Origin of the sequence: Ruegeria sp. ANG-S4, from assembly GCF_000814005.1 — a bacterium.
In the GTDB taxonomy this organism is placed as follows: Bacteria; Pseudomonadota; Alphaproteobacteria; order Rhodobacterales; family Rhodobacteraceae; genus Ruegeria.
This window is the reverse complement of record NZ_JWLK01000002.1, coordinates 479,570-492,131: the sequence shown is the minus strand read 5'-3', so window position 1 is coordinate 492,131 and position 12,562 is coordinate 479,570. Positions and strand designations below refer to the sequence as shown.

Here is a 12,562-nt window from a genome sequence, read left to right as displayed (position 1 = left end):
TTCGGTTAGCCCCCAATTCCGAATTCGGCGGCCCATTTCGCTTTGAAGAAGGACTCAAAGTCATCCGTGGGCTGCACGTACTCACCTTCGGGCGGCAGGTTGTCTGTGGTGACCAGGGTCGCTTCGCGCAGGTCCATTCCGTAGACATCCTTCGCGTTGAGATAGGCTTCGGGATCGAGTGCTTCGCCGCGGGCGAAGAACTGTGCCAATTGGTCCACGCCGACCCAGCTGGCGGCATCAAGCCGCATGGTCGCAATCGCATCCGCCTGTCCACGGCGCACGGTTTCGAGGTTCACGAGGTCGTCGAGATAACCAACAACCAACGGGCGCTCGGGGAATTGCTTGCCGGGGAAACGCTGCGCCACAAGCTGACCCATCACAGGCACGGTGTAGTTTGCTGTCCCAAGCAGTGCATCGACATTTGGGAAGGCAGTCAATTGGCTTGTCACTGATTGACGAGCATCCGCGATCTGGTTCGCCAGGTCGCTGACATGTTCATCCACCACCGAGATATTCGTGCCTTCTAGGTCGACATACAGATCATCCGAGCGCTGTTTGCCTGCCCAAACCTGGCTGAAGGTCGAAATGGCGATTTCCTTGTCGTCGCCTTCACGTTCATCAAGCTTTTCGATCAGATATTCGTGCAGCAGGTCCGACATCTCTGTTTCCAGCGGCGCATATTGTGCCGTGATCAGATCGTTCGGCGTGGTGCCGCCGCCCAGCGTTACCCATGGAACGCCAGCTTCGTTTGCCTTGCGCAGCTGTGCCATGATCGGCGCCGGCTCGATTGCCACAGTGACAATCGCGTCAGAGCCTTGGTTCAGCAAGCTTTCCGCGCAGCTTGCCATGCGTGCCGGATCGCCGAGGCTGTCGCACACAATGACATTCCAACCCAAGTGTTCAGCGGGAATGCGTGCGCCTTCGGCGATGCGGAACGCGACCTCGGCCTGTGCATTCAACTGAAGGATGCCTAGGGTCTTGGTCGGTAGTTGCACCGAGTCTCCTGCAGCTTCAGCACCGCTGGAGCTTGCGTCATCAGCCGCAACCGCATTTGCGGATGCAACCAAAAGTGTTGTTGCGAGTAGGTGTCGAATTCTCATGTATTTCCCTCCCGATTTCGACAAGTTCAGTTTGTGTCTACGCTCGAGTACTCCCGTTCACGTGACAGGAAGTCCGAGGTCTCCAAGAGCTGGTTAAGCTCGTTGAATTTCAGATGAGGTTGTTCAAGTGGGTCGTCGCGACGCAAAAGCGTTGTGTAGCAGGACGCGGCTGCTGCAGCCGCTGTCATCAACCCTTCGATCGGATGCAGGACGATCCGAAAACCCAACCTTTCAAGTTCAGTGGTTCGTGGATTTTCGCTGACGCCTGTCGGTGCTGCGTTGAACACCGCTGGTCCATTCAAACGATTTGGGATTGCCTGGATCTGGGCTGGCGTTGTCGGCGCATCTATGAAGACTGCCGCTGCGCCACAGTCAAAGAACATGTTCCCACGCTCAATCGCGTTTTCAAACCCATGAACGGCAATGGCGTCCGTTCGGGCGATCACATCCATGCCGAATTTCTCGGCGGTTTGGACGGCGACGGAAACACGCGCGCGTGCTTCGTCCCAGGACACAACGTCCTTGCCATCCAAGTGGCCGCATCGCTTGGGGCTTACCTGATCTTCGATATGAAATGCCGAGACACCGGCATTCGCCAGGGTCTCAACCGTGCGCTGCACGTTCAGAAGACCGCCATGACCCGTATCTGCGTCCACGATCAGTGGCGCACCTTTCGATGCGACACTGAGAGTTTTGTAGTGGCTGGCAAGTTCAGTCAGACCCAAGAGCCCCAGATCCGGCAGCGCCGTGCTGCTGGCCGTTGCGGCAAAGCCACCGCAATAGACAGCCTCGGCACAGGCAAGTGTTATCATCCTTGCCGAAAGAGCGTCGTAGGCGCCGGGGAGGACAAGAATGTCCTCGTGGCTACTCAGTCTGTTTGCCAGCCAACCCATCTGTCTTATCCGATGCTGAACGGATCGCGGGTGGCACCTGTCAACTCGGTCCAGACGGACTTCGTTTCGGTGTATGCGCGGATTGCGTCGAACCCGTTTTCGCGACCGATACCGGAGTGGCCAAAACCACCGAACGGAACGTTGGGCGCAACAACGCGGTAGGCGTTGATCCAAACGGTACCCGCGCGGACCTTGTGCGCTACTCGGGTGCCCCGCTGACCTGATTGCGTCCAAATACCTGCAGCCAGGCCGAAACGCGTGTCGTTTGCGATTTCGATGGCTTCTTCTTCCGTTTCGAAGGTCAGAACAGAGAGGACCGGGCCAAAGACTTCGTCGCGAACAACTTCGAGATCGGTATTCTCTGACGCGTCAACGATCGTTGGCTGGATGAAGAAACCGTCATGATTTGGGCTGGCGTCGCCGCCGGTTACGATTTCCGCACCAGCGTCACGTGCGCGGGCCAACATACCCATGACTTTTTCAAACTGCGGGCGTGTCGCCATCGGACCCATTTCAGTCTCAGCGGACATCGGGTCACCCATGACAATGGTTCTCGCGCGCTTGGCGACGCGCTGCAGCAGTTCTTCTTTGACCGATTTCTGAACCAGCAAGCGGGAACCGGCCATGCAAGTCTGGCCCGTTGCGCCAAAGACACCCGCAATCACACCATTTGCGGCGGCTTCCAGATCGGCATCGTCGAACACGATGTTCGGTGACTTGCCGCCCAGTTCAAGCGTAACGCGTGTGAAGTTTTCTGCGCCCGCCTGCAATACCTTGCGGCCGGTGGCGTCGGACCCGGTGAAACCGATCTTGTTGATGCCAGGGTGCGAGGACAATGCAGCACCTGCGGCCGGACCGCCGGTTACGACATTGAATACCCCCGGTGGGAAGCCGGCCTCTTCGAACAGCTTCGCGAATTCCAGAGTGGACACTGGGGTGTGCTCCGAAGGCTTCACCACCAGTGTGCACCCTGCCGCCAAAGCCGGAGCCAGCTTAAAGCCCAGTAGGAGAATTGGGGAGTTCCAGGGAGTGATTGCTCCTACGACCCCGATCGGCTCATGGCGGGTATAAATGTGAAAGTTCGGACGCTCGGACGGAATGACGTCACCACCGATCTTGTCGGCGGCGCCTGCGAAGTAATAAAGCCATTCCGGCAAATACTTCGCCTGAGCGAGCATTTCCTTGTAGAGCTTGCCATTATCGGTAGACTCGACGCTGGCCAGATGTTCGGCGCGTTCGGCGATCAGGTCGCCCAGGCGGCGCATCAGCTTGCCGCGATCCCGTGCTGACAAGGCGCCCCATTCGCCGTTCAATGCCGAGCGGGCAGCGGCCACTGCGGCGTCGACGTCAGCTTCTGCACCATCCGGTACACTCGCCCAATCTGTACCCTTATAAGGGTTTTCAGACTTCATTTTGCTGCCATCGGCAGCCTCGACCCACTCGCCACCAATAAGCATTTGGTAATCGACTAAGCCTGTTCGTTGTTCGTCCAACATGAAGAATCTCCCAAAATCCCAGGAGACTGCAGGAGCTCATGTAAGCTCTCTCCGGCCAGCCTCCCTTCTGACAAGGAGCAATGTCTCATGCGGAGGGCCGCTCAAAAAAGAACACATTTAGCAAAGTGGCTTTTCATTTTTGGCAAGCCTGAAGCCGGCGCACCTATTCTGAAAGAACGCCCTGGGCCTCGGCAGCAGATCGGGCTGCCGCCAAATTCATAAGACGTGTGAATTCTTCGTTACTCAGCGTCAGGCGGCTGCGCTGAAGGTTTTGCCGCAGATGCGATGGGTTGGTCGTGCCAAGTACTGGCACAATCCCGCGGTGCAGATAATGCAGCCAGCACAGCGCGATCCGGCTTGGCGAAACGCGATGTTTCTTAGAGATTTCATTGAGTTCCGTCATCAGTTTTCGCAACATCGAACGGTCGTTGACCTGATGCTTCGACGAAGGTGTGCGGGCCAATACGCCCCGGCCCAGCGGATTGGCTGCGTGAACGCGACCGCCCCTGTCGATGATCTCCAGAACGTATTTTTGACGGTTGAAAAACCTGAGCAACGAGATTTCCATTTTTACCACGTCGATGGAGTACTCTTTCTGTTTGCTGCTCAATTTCTCGGGCGAGGCATTCAACAATCCCAGTTCCAAAACATGTCCGGACTTTTTTGCCTTTTCAAACAGCTCGACAAGCAGGTCCATGATCGTGGGATTCGAATGGGGTTGGACGTACAAGGTTTGAACCTGGATGCCGTTCAAGTTTCTCAGCGACATGGTCAGGCTGCGCTCGGCAATGGCCTTCAGGTCACTTGTTGCGTTTCCGGTTAACTCTAACGAAACCGGCAGGCGCCATTTCGTGGAGACAAGCGCATCTTTGACCCCTTGAAGTTCCTGCTTGATCAGTCGTTCACAATCCGAAGGGTTTTTGTCTCCGGACACGTCGAAAATGCGAATACCGTGTTCAAATGCTTCTCGGATAACGTCCGAAATGTCCTGTTTTTCCATCGGCGGCACCCCCCCTGTTAGAGAGTGGCACCCGAACGCAAAGTTTGGTGTTCCATTGGCGGGCAAAGCCATTGATCCTTTTATAAAATAGAATTCCAATCTTATCGTCTAGAAATGCAATAAACACTCTTGGAAACTGCAAGCCGCTTGCCGATAATAGAAAACATGGAGTGGGACGACCTTCGATATTTTCTATCCGTTGCGAGATTGGGAAGCCTGACGGCGGCATCGCACGAGCTCAGAGTGAGTGCATCAACCGTACGCCGGCGATTGCTTCAACTCGAGCACGATCTGGAAATCCCTTTGTTTTCGCATCATCAAACAGGTTACCTGCTGACCGATGATGGTGCGGATCTTCTGTCCTACGCCGAGTCGGTGGAGGCATCCGTTTTCGATTTGGAGCTCAATATTGCCGGGCGGTCCAACAGCGCAATCGGGCAGGTTCGCATTGCAACTGCGGAAAATTTTGCGAATTTTCTGATTATTCCCGAACTGAATGAATTCCATTCCAAGCATCCGGGCATCGTGATCGAGCTTTCGACAGGTGTGGGCAGCGTCAGCCTGACGAAGCGCGAGGCGGACATCGCGGTCAGGCTTCACCGGCCCGAGCAGGGGAACGTGAACATTCGCAAACTGGGCGTGATGAGATTCGGTTTATATTGCTCCGCGTCCTACAAGCCTTCGCTTCCCGGCGGGTCGCTGGAAGAGAACCTTGAACTGTGCGACTTCATTGTATGGTCCGAGGACTACAATCACCTGCCCATGGCGCAATGGCTGCAACGTGTTTTGGCGGGTCGACCCCCGGCGCTGGTGACGCACAGCCTTTACAGCCAGGTCGCGGCAGCGCGCGCTGGGTTTGGCCTTGCAATTCTGCCCTGTTTTTTGGGCGATATGCACCCGGATTTGCTGCGCGTCGAATTTGAAGGCGACCTTGTCGAGCAAGAGATTTGGCTGGTCATTCACCGCGACCTGTCTGGATCATTGCGTGTGCGCGTGGTGGCTGACTTTTTGGTCGAGCTTTTTGCAAAGAACAAGGCACGTCTGGAAGGACGGCAGGACACAGTCGCAGATCGATCGCCCTAAAAATAAGCTGTTTTTTGGTGGTTCTTGATCAAGTTGCGGCCAGTATGCCGCTCATCGCAAAAGAGCTAGACCTCAGCGATCGAGAACCTTTTTCGGTACTCAGCCGGGTTGATTCCGAGCTTTCGCTGAAAACTCCGTCTTAGTTTTTCACCATCCAGAAAGCCGCTTTTGACAGCAATGGATTTCAACGGAAGATCGGTGCCTTCCAGCAACTCCCGGGCGACTTCGAACCTGCAGTTTTCGACATATTTGGCCGGAGAGCAGGCAAATGCGACGCGGAATTTTCTGGCGAAAGTGCGGGGGCTCATCCTGCACCGCTTGGAAAGTGTTTCGATGGTCATGTCTTGCGCGATGTTTTCGCGGATCCAGCCGGGTAGGTCGCTAAAGTCACCATTTGACTCGACAGCCTGGCTTTCCAGAGGGGCTGAAAACTGCCTCTGACTTCCGGGGCGTATCATGTAGACGATCAACTCGCGGGCTACGTTCAACGCAATTTTTCGCCCGTGGTCTTCAGCGATCATCGCCAAAGACATGTCGATTGCCGATGTTGCGCCGCCGGATGTCCAAATGTTCCCGTCGCGTACAAAAATCGGGTCCTTTTCGACGGTAACGTCTGGAAAGCAATCGGAAAACTGGTCATGATATTTCCAGTGGGTTACTGCGCGCTTTCCGTTCAGCGCCCCGACTCTGGCAAGGGCGAAGGCGGCGGTACAAACGGACGCAACGCGCCTGGATCGCTCGATTGCCTGAACGACGGTCTTTCTTTCGCCCAAGGCGCTGCCGGATTTCGGATTGCCGACAAAAATAGTTGTGTCCACTGTCCCATGCGGCAGGTCAGTGACGGCCCGCATTTCTGGTGAAAGCACGGTGTCTGTCAGGGTCGCACCGGCATTTGTGGAAACGACAACCGGCTCATACCTGTCTTGGTGCGGCAGGTGATCGCTTGCGTCCGAGAACACCTGCAACGGGCCAGCCAAATCAAGAAGCTTGATTGGCTCCAAGCAGACAAAAACGACTCTCTTCATCCTGCGTCTTATCTTCTATCGAATGAATTCTCGTCAAAGACAGTTAGTGAGAAATGGGTTTCCATTTTTGGAAAGTCTTGCGCGTATGCTCTGCCGCCGCATGAAGGACGTTGCAGCCAGCTCGTTTTTCCGGCTGCGATATCAGTCAATTGCGGCGAGTTTCACCGACAGGCAAAACGCTGGCACCACCCCAGATGCGAGATGATGCCATTATTCAGGCGCTCACAACCTCAAAGGTTGGTTCATAACTGACCGGGAAGTTGACCGATCGCGCAATGAAACAAACTTCGTGAATCTTGTTGTGAAGTTCAGCGGCGAGCGTCAGATCGGTACCCTCTGGAACCTTGATGTGCGGACGTAATACAGCCGATTTGAAAGAGCCGGCCCCGCCAGCAGCAACCGCACCAATGCCTATGGCCGAGTCAGCATAATCGGATACGGCAATGCCTTCTGCAGAAGAAAAATGCAGGTACCACAACATATGACAAGCCGACAGAGACGACAAAAGCAGATCTTCAGGGTTCAGCTTTGTGGGATCTCCGCCCAGCAAAGGGTCGTTCGAGCAGTGCACGACTTCTTTGTCGGGAACCGCGATATCCCAAGTTCTGTCGTAAGCCTTATAGGCAGACGTGCCTGTTCCCCGATTTCCTGTCCAGACGACTCGCGACGCGTACTCATGTTCCATAGACTTGCCTCAATATCCAAGATCGTATACATGTATACACATCATTTTTGAGAGATCAAATGGAACTTGTAGACAAAATTCGAAATGCTCTTTTGGAAGGCAGGTTCGATCCGGGGGCATCCTTGTCGCAATCGGAATTGGCGAAGACTTTTGGGGTCAGTCGCATTCCGGTGCGTGATGCGTTGCAAATCCTTGCATCCGAGAAGCTTGTTGAGGTCGTTCCCGGCAAAGGTGCGAAAGTTGTATCGGTGACTGCCGATGACTTGAACGAACTGTTCGACCTCCGCCTGCATTTGGAATGCGATCTGTTGACAAGAGCGATGGAGAACCTGAACGCGTCAGCCGTTCGCGAAGCAGAGTATGCCTTTCAAAAGTCGTCGTTGGAGGCTGGGCGGCCGGGTTGGCAAAGCGGTGATTGGCTTTTTCATCACACGTTGTACGAACCGGCAAGCCGGGCTCGGCAGGTTGCCATCACCAAGGAGCTTAGAGCTGGTTGCAGTTTATATGCGGGTGGATACGGCAACCTTGCGGACAATACCGACAAATGGATAGCGGATCACAAGGCATTACTGCAGGCCTACTCAAACGGCGAAGCCAATGAGGCTCGCACGATACTTGAGCGGCATATTCTCGAAGCCCGCGATCATTTGTTGGCCAGATAATACTTAGGTCTGTGCGAAAGCTGGTCGGCTATGAGATTCACCTTGTTTGGTGTGCAATGCTCCGGACTGTCTAATGCACATCCGCAAACTTGTTTCTGTACTCACCCACAGTTGTACCTAAATGGCGCTTGAACGCACGCTGCATCATCTGGAAGTCCGAAAATCCCGAAATCTCAATTGATCGTGGAACATCAACGCCGTTTTCCAATGCGATTTTGGCCAACTTCAGCCTGAAGCGTTCCAGTGTTTTGGCGGGCGTAAATCCAACTTTTTCGACGCAACGTCTGGAAAGCGTGCGGGGCGTCAGGCCGGCAACATCCGACATGCTTTCCAGGCTCCAATCCGTACCGGGGTTTTGCTGAAAAGCCGCCATGAGGCGGGCGATGGCCGGGTCATTTACGAACTGTGCTTCAAGCACCTCGGCGAACTGGTTTTGCCCCCCGCTTCGCTTGAAATAGACAACAAGTTCCCTTGCAACCGAAAGCGCCAGTTCGGGACCGTTGTCGCGCCGGATGATTTCCAGCGCCAAATCAATTCCAGATGTGACGCCAGCCGACGTATAGATGTCGCCGTCAATACGGTAGATCTCGTTGACAGCCCAATTTACGTCCGGGAACTTTCGTACGACAAGCTCGCTTCGGCGCCAGTGTGTCGTAGCCGATTTGCCGTTCAGCACGCCGGCGTTCGCCAAAATCAAAGCGCCGGAACAGACAGAGATCACCCTGCGACCCTTCCTTTGTGCAATCCAATTTTTTACCAAGTGTTGGATATCCGGATCGCCCATTGCCGCATCGACCCCGTCGCCACCCGGGACAATCAGATCATCCAACTCGTCGTCTTCACAGATATGGTCGGTTTCAAGTCGAAGGCCGCAACAAGCCTCTCTCGGTGTCCCGTCAGTCGAGACAAAACTCAGTGAATACAGATCTCGACCAAACCGGTTTGCTGTCTTGAAAGCCTGTATTGGCCCGGCAACATCCAGGATGTTTACTCCGTTAAACAGAAGCACCGCTATGGTTCTAATTTTGTCCATAATTGACTATAATATGTCATTCAGGACAGTTCGCCAAGTGGTTAATGTGCGCGGAACGAAATCCAATGGTGCCCAAAATGCTCACGCGTAACTTTGTTTTCATCCTGATCGGGAACGTCATTCTGGGATCGGCAATGCCAATGCTGATCATCCTCGGTGGATTGGCGGGGGCGTTCCTGGCGCCTCAGGAATGGTTCGTGACGGTGCCCCCGTCCGTACAAATGCTGGCTGGTATCCTTGTGGCTTCGCCAATCTCGCTGTTTATGGGACGTTTCGGAAGACGCGCCGGGTTTCTACTGGGTGCATTGACCCTGGGCGCCGGGGGTTTTCTTGCCGTGGTTTCATTGCTCTACCACAGCTTTGTCTTGCTTTGCGTCGCGCATTTTCTGTTCGGTGTGGCTTTGGTCTGTATCAACTATTTCCGTTTCGCCGCAGCAGAAGCCGTTGTCGAAAAGTACCGCCCGCAGGCTATTTCTTTTACATTGGCGTCCGGACTGGTGGCGGCGATCATTGGCCCCGAACTCTTTTCGATCTCGAAAGATGCGTATGGACCGATTCCGTTCACCGGTGCCTACCTGGCAATTTGCGGACTGGCATTGGTTGGCGCGCTTCCGATTCTGCCGCTCAAGCTGAGCACTCCCAACTCTGCCGGGCGTAAAGCCAAGCGCGCAAACTTGTTCAGCGTATTGAAAGACAGCGCCGAAGTGCGGGCTGCCATTGCAATCGGGGCCCTTTCCCAGGCTATGATGGTTCTCCTCATGACGCCCACGCCTTTGGCCATGATTTGGTGCGGCTTTGCCGAGACCCAGGCCGCAGATGTAATCCGCTGGCACGTCATCGCGATGTTCGCGCCGGGCTTCTTTACCGGGACCGTCATCTCACGCATTGGTGCCCTTCAAACGGCGACTATAGGCATGTTCCTTATGGCTGTGTCGGCCGGGATGGCCGCGCTGAGCCTGGACTTGGTTAACTTTTATGTCGCGCTTATTCTGTTGGGAGTTGGCTGGAACTTTGGGTTTGTTAGCGCAACTCACATGCTTCAAGCGGCGGTATCGGATGAAAACAAGCCAGTGGTCCAAGGTGCAAATGACACGCTGCTTGCGATATCGGCGTCATCGGCTTCCTTGATTTCCGGGATCGCCTTTGTCGGCATTGGATGGCAGTGGCTGGTTCTCGTGTCGGCGGCGGTCGCGCTTGTCGTATTCGCGGGAATGTCCGTAATGGGGCTCAAAAGGCAACTGGTTGGTGGCCGGACCTGAGCAATCACACTTGCCGAGAGAGAGAATGCGTCTTTCTCTCGGCAATCCGCACAGTCGAAACGCTGACACACGCAACACGCCCGGCAGAATTGCATGACCTAACGTTCCGAGCAGCTGTCCTCAGGTTATCTGCCCGTGCAGTTTGAGCGCTATGTGCTTCAACGCTTCGCGGTCCAGATCCCCGACAAGCGTATAGTTCCAGGACTTGTCGCCCCAACTGACGGATTCCAAATCTCCGTCGGACCCGAACCGAAAGGAAGAACTTCGGGGGTTGGCCGAAACAGTGGCAAAGAACGTCAGCCGATGCCCGGACGCGTCTTCGTACATGAATTGCGCAGCGGGTTGGGCTCCGAACGGCAGCAGGCGGCCACCGATCAGATTGTACCCCTCTTCTGACAAGTTCGGTGCCTCAACAGGTGCGCCGAGCCGATTGGAAAGCCATCCCAACAGATGGTCTTTCTCACGAACGGACACCTCGACCGGGTGCACAACCTCGACGCTGTACAAGGCGTGTGCGGCCATGGCGCTTTGGCTTAGTCGTTCAATCTCGCTGCGCAGGGCGTGAACCTCTGACATGGGACCCTTGGACGCCAACCCATATCCAAGCCCGGTTCCGGCTGCGATCAGAGCAAGGGATGCGGCAACGTTGGTGATCATGGGCCGATGACGGCTGCGCCCTTGCTTGGCGTCAGCGACAAGCTTGTTCAGCCGATCACGCGAGGGGGCGGGAAATGCGTCCTTCAACATCTGGTTTTGTCGCAGAAGCCTGTTTAGTTCCTCACGCAATGCCGGGTCTTTGCTTACAATTTCGTCGACGCGCTTTGCATCTTCGTTCGAGAGCTGACCATCCGCGTAGGCGCTGAGTAATTCTTGTGTCGATTTCGGAGAACTCATTTCACACTCCTGATATTTGGCTTGTGAAGAGGTTTGTCGCGCACTCGAAGTTTCGCCCGCGCACGCGATATCCGGGACATCAGCGTACCAATCGGGATGCACAGCGCGTCCGACGCTTCTTTGTAATCCATTCCACCGACGGTGACGGCCAACAGCGCTTCTTTCTGATCGTTGGGCAAATTGTCTATGTTTTTTAGAAGTTCGGTCAATTCCACCCGATCTTCCGGATTTGAAGGACACGACAGGTGCAGGGTTTCATCATACTGCACATAGCTGCGCGTTTCATTCGCTTTCATCTGGTTGCGATAGATATTGAGCATTATCCGCGCCAGCCAAGGTTTCAGGGGCTTGGATGAAAGCCAAAGCCACCGCTTTCTGAGTGCGCGTTCTACACAGTCCTGAACCAGATCATCCGCAGACGCGGAATTTCGGGTCAACGAAAACGCATACCGCCATAGATCCGGCAGAGCATCGTTTAATTGGGTATTGAAACCAGACATCGTCCAAATCCAGCGGAACCGGTGCAGGTACGGCGCCGGAAAAGGCACCGTACCCTGAAACGCTTTTGCGGTTAGGGTTTGGCGACGTGCCAAACGTCCTTAACGCCATCACCGGTCATGTCGCCTGGTTTTTGATCTTTGAACCACAGGTACAGAGGCTGGCCTTTGTAAGCGACCTGCTTGGTGCCATCGGTGCGCTCGATCAGGGAATAGCCTTTGCTCAGTTCAACGCTGTCGTCGGCGGTCAGCGGCGGCCATTTCGTTGCGCAATCGCCGTAGCAGTTGGATTTGTCTTTTTCGTCTTTATCAAATGTATAAAGGGTCATTTTTTCGGCGTTCATCAGATAGGTCACGTTATCAAACTGACCAGTGACAGCGGGTGCGCCAGCGAATGCACCAGTTGCCGCCAATACGGCAGCTGCAACAGCCGCAGTAAGAGTATTCGTTTTGAACATTTCAATTCCTTCGATTTGCGATCTGCAACAGCGCAGACACAACAAATACAGTTGAGGCGTCGGGTTTATTCCCTGCCGTTCGAAACTTTTTTTGATTCTTTTGGAGACTCGCATTTTCGGATCAGTGAACAGGGCCGTGATAGGCCTGCTGTCGTTGTGAATTTTCGGACAAATCTGGGGCGATAATTCACGATGTATGATTACGATTGCGTCACGAAACGATGTCGGAGCTTGCCGAGGCGCATCAGCATAACGGTTGTCCGGGACAACCGTGCGGCGTCCGGATTGGCCGCATTTGCGTGGGTTATGGCCAGAATTGCTTGCGGGTCAATTTCTTAGCTCTTTGACGATGTGCTACCGATTTCGAGGTCGTGGCGTCTCTCCTCACGTTGCACGATCGTAACTCACGGACGAAGCTTGTGGAGCCCGGCCTTGCACCTTGTCAGTTCATGCTGACCACGCAGGGTCGGGCTGCTT

The 12,562-nt window shown here is 54.8% G+C and carries 13 protein-coding genes; 3 read left to right on the top strand and 10 right to left on the bottom strand.

Annotated features, from left to right (window positions below):
* Positions 1 to 5: 5 nt before the first annotated feature.
* The 4 genes from RA28_RS09760 to RA28_RS09745 all read right to left on the bottom strand — a co-directional run bounded on the left by RA28_RS09760 (position 6) and on the right by RA28_RS09745 (position 4,561).
* The gene (locus RA28_RS09760; protein WP_082029791.1) at positions 6 to 1,100 is read right to left on the bottom strand and encodes a sugar ABC transporter substrate-binding protein; all 1,095 of its coding nucleotides are present in this window, start codon (positions 1,098 to 1,100) and stop codon (positions 6 to 8) included.
* Positions 1,101 to 1,126: 26 nt separating this feature from the next.
* Positions 1,127 to 1,993 (bottom strand): isocitrate lyase/PEP mutase family protein, encoded by an 867-nt coding sequence (locus RA28_RS09755; protein ID WP_039527311.1) that lies wholly within the window; start codon positions 1,991 to 1,993, stop codon positions 1,127 to 1,129.
* A 5-nt stretch (positions 1,994 to 1,998) separates the two neighbouring features.
* Positions 1,999 to 3,489: an aldehyde dehydrogenase gene (locus RA28_RS09750; RefSeq protein ID WP_039527309.1), complete on the bottom strand. Its 1,491-nt coding sequence runs from the start codon at positions 3,487 to 3,489 to the stop codon at positions 1,999 to 2,001.
* 163 nt (positions 3,490 to 3,652) lie between these two features.
* Positions 3,653 to 4,561, bottom strand: a complete 909-nt coding sequence (locus RA28_RS09745; protein ID WP_082029790.1) for an aldo/keto reductase — start codon at positions 4,559 to 4,561, stop codon at positions 3,653 to 3,655.
* A 93-nt stretch (positions 4,562 to 4,654) separates the two neighbouring features.
* On the opposite strand from RA28_RS09745, the gene RA28_RS09740 reads away from it, so the two are divergent.
* Complete coding sequence (locus tag RA28_RS09740; protein WP_039527303.1) at positions 4,655 to 5,572, top strand: LysR family transcriptional regulator; 918 nt, start codon at positions 4,655 to 4,657, stop codon at positions 5,570 to 5,572.
* Between the two features lie 65 nt (positions 5,573 to 5,637).
* On the opposite strand, the gene RA28_RS09735 is transcribed toward RA28_RS09740, so the two are convergent.
* Together RA28_RS09735 and RA28_RS09730 are read right to left on the bottom strand one after the other, a co-directional pair.
* The gene (locus RA28_RS09735) at positions 5,638 to 6,597 is read right to left on the bottom strand and encodes a GlxA family transcriptional regulator (protein WP_039527301.1); all 960 of its coding nucleotides are present in this window, start codon (positions 6,595 to 6,597) and stop codon (positions 5,638 to 5,640) included.
* 214 nt (positions 6,598 to 6,811) lie between these two features.
* The gene (locus RA28_RS09730; RefSeq protein ID WP_039527298.1) at positions 6,812 to 7,282 is read right to left on the bottom strand and encodes an OsmC family protein; all 471 of its coding nucleotides are present in this window, start codon (positions 7,280 to 7,282) and stop codon (positions 6,812 to 6,814) included.
* Between the two features lie 59 nt (positions 7,283 to 7,341).
* Here RA28_RS09730 and RA28_RS09725 point away from each other — a divergent pair, with 59 nt between their 5' ends.
* A complete protein-coding gene (locus RA28_RS09725; protein ID WP_039527296.1) occupies positions 7,342 to 7,944 on the top strand; it encodes a GntR family transcriptional regulator in 603 nt (200 codons plus the stop codon).
* A gap of 70 nt (positions 7,945 to 8,014) precedes the next feature.
* Here RA28_RS09725 and RA28_RS09720 read toward each other — a convergent pair whose 3' ends face one another.
* A complete protein-coding gene (locus tag RA28_RS09720) occupies positions 8,015 to 8,977 on the bottom strand; it encodes a GlxA family transcriptional regulator (RefSeq protein WP_039527293.1) in 963 nt (320 codons plus the stop codon).
* 77 nt (positions 8,978 to 9,054) lie between these two features.
* Between RA28_RS09720 and RA28_RS09715 the strand changes: the two genes are divergently transcribed.
* Positions 9,055 to 10,236 (top strand): MFS transporter, encoded by a 1,182-nt coding sequence (locus tag RA28_RS09715; protein WP_052261427.1) that lies wholly within the window; start codon positions 9,055 to 9,057, stop codon positions 10,234 to 10,236.
* Positions 10,237 to 10,356: 120 nt separating this feature from the next.
* Here RA28_RS09715 and RA28_RS09710 read toward each other — a convergent pair whose 3' ends face one another.
* The 3 genes from RA28_RS09710 to RA28_RS09700 all read right to left on the bottom strand — a co-directional run bounded on the left by RA28_RS09710 (position 10,357) and on the right by RA28_RS09700 (position 12,199).
* Positions 10,357 to 11,130: an anti-sigma factor family protein gene (locus tag RA28_RS09710; protein ID WP_052261396.1), complete on the bottom strand. Its 774-nt coding sequence runs from the start codon at positions 11,128 to 11,130 to the stop codon at positions 10,357 to 10,359.
* Positions 11,127 to 11,630: a sigma-70 family RNA polymerase sigma factor gene (locus RA28_RS09705; protein WP_039527290.1), complete on the bottom strand. Its 504-nt coding sequence runs from the start codon at positions 11,628 to 11,630 to the stop codon at positions 11,127 to 11,129. The genes RA28_RS09710 and RA28_RS09705 overlap by 4 nt, the downstream gene beginning before the upstream one ends.
* Positions 11,631 to 11,701: 71 nt before the next feature.
* Entirely contained in the window at positions 11,702 to 12,199 is a 498-nt protein-coding gene (locus RA28_RS09700) for a COG4315 family predicted lipoprotein (protein ID WP_241481097.1), read from the bottom strand.
* Positions 12,200 to 12,562 lie beyond the last annotated feature (363 nt).